The following is a 3,862-nucleotide window of genomic DNA, read 5'->3' as shown; positions in this document are numbered from 1 at the left end:
GTCGCCCACCGCGGCCACCACGTAGACGCCGGGCCACGGCGTCGGGTGGATCGCCGGCCGGCGTCGACGGGCTGACTACCCCGGCCAGCCCGTGCCGGTGGGCGTAGAGCGCGGCGCGCAGCCGGTCGGGCTGCCCGATCTTGCGCATCGCCTGGGTGAGGTGCTTCTTCACGGTGGCCTCGGCCAGGGCGAGTTCGCGCCCGATCTCGGCGTTGCTCAGCCCCTGCCCGAGCTTGACCAGCACTTCCCGTTCGCGTCCGGTCAGTCCGGCCTGCTGCGGCGGCCGCTCGCCCAGGTGCCGGGCGGGGCCGGTCGTGTGGGTCCGGGCGGGCGGCGGGGCCGGCAGGAACACCGACCCGCCGGCCGCGGCGAGTTGGACGGCCCCGATGATCCGGTCACCGCCCAGGTCGAGCGGGAAGCAGCCGCCCGCTCCGGCGAGCAGCATCCGGCTCGCCTCGGCGGTGGACTCGGCCCGGCGCAGCAGCAGCACCCGGGCGCCGGGCGCCCCGTCCGGTCCGCGCAGCGCCACCACGGCCGCCAGGTCCTCCTCCAGGTTCGCGCCGGAGCCGAGCAGGACGACGTCCGGGGCCGTCCGGCGCACCGCGGCCACGGCGCGCAGCGGATCGCCGGTGGAGCCGACCACCGTCAGCCCGGGCGCGGTGGCCAGCACGCTGCGCAGCCCGGCGCTGGCCACCGAGTGCCGTTCGACCAGGAACACCCGGGCGGGCCCGGTGCGTTCGGGCTCCCCGTCCACGCACATCGGGTGACCGCAGGCGCAGCCCTCGGCCGTCCGGCCCGCGGCGGGCGGGGCCGGTTCGGCGAGCAGCTGGTGCCCGGCGATCAGGTCGAGCGGATTGTCGATCTCGCACTGCGGCGGGGCCGGGGCGGTGCCGGGGGCGTCCCCCGGGGCGGTGGCGCCGCACGCGGCGCGGCGGCCGGGAAGCCGGCGGCCGCGCGGGCCGGCGAAGGTGCTCACTGCTGCCATCGGGCACCTCCGGGAGCGGAGGCAGGACGTCTGCGGTCGGGCATGGCGGTGCGGTCCCCCTAGTCGGCGGCCTGGTTCGGCCCCATGGACGCGTGCTGCTGTGACGGGGATGCGCCGGGACGCTCACGAGGGCGTCGGGGGCGGATCCGGGTGAGGAGGGGGCGCCGACCGCGGCGGAGTTGGGACCGGGGCGGTCAGCGCGTCGCGCGCGGTCGACAGAGCTCGTCGAAAGACCTGCGGTGCCAGGAGCCGCCGATCCCGACCAGGGTGAAGTCGGTCCGCCGAATAGCCATGCGGGGAACCCTAGGTCCGGTCCCTTGTGCAGGTCAAGGACGGGACCGGGCCCCGATGGCCCGGGCAACGGCACTGCGGCACACCGCGGATGCTGTGACCGGGAGTAACAGCATCAGGAACTGACTGGTTGTCCGGGCCGTCCGTCCGCAACGCTCCTCCAAGCGGCCGCCGCCGTCGAACCGGTGCCCCGGCGCACCCACGACCGCCCCCGCCCGCTTCCCCGATCCCCTTGCCGCGAGGCCGAGTCGACGGCCCGGCCCCACCGATCCCCGTCCCGAAGGAGCGACACCGCCATGCCCGCCCCGCCCCACCGGCCCGCCGCCGGCCCGCCCGGCGCCCCACCCCGGAGGGCCGGCGGGTGACCAGGTTCCTGCTGCGCCGGCTGCTGCTGGCCGTCCCCACCCTGCTCGGCGTCACCGCCGTGGTCTTCGCGACCGTCGCGCTCGTCCCCGGCGACCCGGTCACCGCCTTCCTCGGCCCGGGCGCGCCGCCCGAGGCCCGCCGGGAGCTCACCGAGCGGCTCGGCCTGGACCGGCCGCTGCCCGTCCGCTACGCCGAGTGGCTCGGCCACGCGCTCACCGGGGACCTCGGCACGTCCGTCTCGGGCCAGCGGCCGGTCGCCGACCTGCTGCTCCCCGCGCTCGGCCAGACCCTCACGCTGACGGCCGCGGCCTTCCTGCTGGTGCTGGCCGGCGGGGTGGCGCTCGGCGCCGTCGGCGCGCTGCGCCCGCACGGCCCGGGCGGCCGGATCTCGGGCGCGCTGTCCACCCTCGCGGTGTCCGCCCCGCAGTACTCGGTGGCCCTGCTGCTGATCGCCGTGTTCGCGGTCGGGCTGCGCTGGCTCCCGGCGGGCGGCACCCACGACGTGTTCGGCTCGGGCGGCCCGGCCGACCTCGCCCGGCACCTGGTGCTGCCGGCCGTCGCCGCCGCGCTGGTGCCGCTCGGGCTCACCGCGCGGGTGTTCCGGGCCGCACTGGGCACCGTCCTGGCCGGGGAGCTGGCCGACTCGCTGCGCGCCCGCGGCCTGCGCCCGGCCGCCGTGCTGGGGCACTGCGTGCACAACGCCTCGCCCGCGCTGCTGACCATCGGCGGCCTGCAACTCGCCTACCTGCTGGAGGGGGTGGTCTTCGTGGAGACCCTGTTCGCCTGGCCCGGCGTCGGCCGGCTGCTGTACGACGCCCTGACCGCCCGTGACCTCCCCCTGGTGCAGGGCGGGGTGCTGGTGGTGGCGGTCGCCTTCGTCGGCGTCAACATCCTGGTGGACGCGGCGCACGCGGCGATCGACCCGCGGGTGAGGGCCTGACATGGCCGCACGCCCTCGCTCCCGACGGGACCTCGGCCTGCTCGTCCCCGCCGTCCTCGTCGCGCTCCTGCTGCTGCTCGCCCTCGCCGCCCCGCTCGTCGCCCCGTACGACCCGGCCGCCGGACGGCTCGCGGACCGGCTGCTCGACCCGGGCAGCCCCGGCCACCCGCTGGGCACCGACGGGCAGGGCCGCGACCTGCTGAGCCGGCTGATCTGGGCCGGGCGCGCCTCGCTCACCGGCGGGCTCGTGCCGGTCACCGTGGCCGCCGTCGCCGGCACGCTGCTCGGCATCACCGCCGGGCTCGGCGGCCGGTTCACCGAGCAGGCCCTGCTGCGCGCCCTGGACGTCCTCTACGCCTTCCCCGGGGTGCTGCTGGCGATCGCCGTCGCCTCGCTGCTCACCCCCGGCCTGGGCGCGACCGTGCTCGCGCTGTCCGTCGTCCTCACCCCCGCGGTGGCCCGGGTCGCGTTCACCGAGACCCGGCGGATCCGCGGCTCCGAGTACCTGGAGGCCGCCCGGGTCAGCGGCGCCGGCTGGGGCGCGCTGGCGCTGCGCCAGGTCGCGCCCGTGGTGGCGCCGGTGGTGCTGGTGTACGCCTCCTCGCTGGTCGGGCTGGCCGTCGTGTACGCCGCCGGGCTGTCCTTCCTCGGGCTCGGGGTCGCCCCGCCCGCCGCCGAGTGGGGGGCGATGCTGGACGAGCTGCGGCCCGCGCTGCTCACCCACCCCTGGGTGGCGGTGCTGCCGGCCCTGGTCATCCTCGCCGTCTCGGTGCTGTTCAACACCCTCGGGGAGGCGCTGCGCACCCGCGTCGGCGACTCCGCCGCCCACCTGCCGCGCGCCGTCCCGGCCGCGCCCCGACGACCCGCGAAGCAGGTGGACCGGTGAACGCGCTGCTGGAGGTCGACGACCTGGGCGTGGAGTACCCGGGAGGCGTCCGGGCCGTCGACGGGGTCGGCCTGACCCTGCGGGCCGGCGGCGCCCTGGTGCTGCTCGGCGAGTCCGGCAGCGGCAAGACCACCGTCGCCCGGACGGTGCTCGGCCTGCCCGGCCGCGGCGCCGCCGTCACCGGGGCCGTCCGGCTCGCCGGGACGGACCTGCGGGCCCTGGACGAGCGCGCGCTCTCCGACGTCCGCGGCCGGCGCATCGGCTACGTGCCGCAGGACCCGGGCGGCTCGCTGGATCCGCTGCGCCGGATCGGCTCCCAGCTCGCCGACGAACCTGGACCACCTGCTGATCGGCCCGGCCGGGGCCGTCATGGTCGACACAAAGAACTGGCAGA

The 3,862-nt window shown here is 77.7% G+C and carries 4 protein-coding genes; 3 read left to right on the top strand and 1 reads right to left on the bottom strand.

All coding sequences use genetic code 11. From position 1 onward, the window contains the following. Positions 1 to 985: response regulator transcription factor (locus AB0E96_RS39365; protein ID WP_359831402.1), on the bottom strand; the 985-nt coding region annotated here is incomplete at its 3' end. 652 nt (positions 986 to 1,637) lie between these two features. Between AB0E96_RS39365 and AB0E96_RS39360 the strand changes: the two genes are divergently transcribed. The 3 genes from AB0E96_RS39360 to AB0E96_RS39350 all read left to right on the top strand — a co-directional run. Next, positions 1,638 to 2,582, top strand: a complete 945-nt coding sequence (locus AB0E96_RS39360) for an ABC transporter permease (RefSeq protein WP_359831400.1) — start codon at positions 1,638 to 1,640, stop codon at positions 2,580 to 2,582. A gap of 1 nt (position 2,583) precedes the next feature. Further along, positions 2,584 to 3,468: an ABC transporter permease gene (locus AB0E96_RS39355; protein WP_359831398.1), complete on the top strand. Its 885-nt coding sequence runs from the start codon at positions 2,584 to 2,586 to the stop codon at positions 3,466 to 3,468. Then, positions 3,465 to 3,862: ATP-binding cassette domain-containing protein (locus AB0E96_RS39350; RefSeq protein ID WP_359831396.1), on the top strand; the 398-nt coding region annotated here is incomplete at its 3' end. The genes AB0E96_RS39355 and AB0E96_RS39350, both read left to right, overlap by 4 nt.

The sequence above is a fragment of the Kitasatospora sp. NPDC036755 genome, from assembly GCF_040636595.1.
Taxonomy (GTDB): domain Bacteria; phylum Actinomycetota; class Actinomycetes; order Streptomycetales; family Streptomycetaceae; genus Kitasatospora.
This window is presented reverse-complemented; position numbering and strand designations above follow the sequence as displayed.

Excerpts from the sequence above, each read along its gene's own strand:
- AB0E96_RS39355 (WP_359831398.1), top strand. The coding sequence starts at position 2,584 with ATGGCCGCACGCCCTCGCTCCCGACGGGACCTCGGCCTGCTCGTCCCC.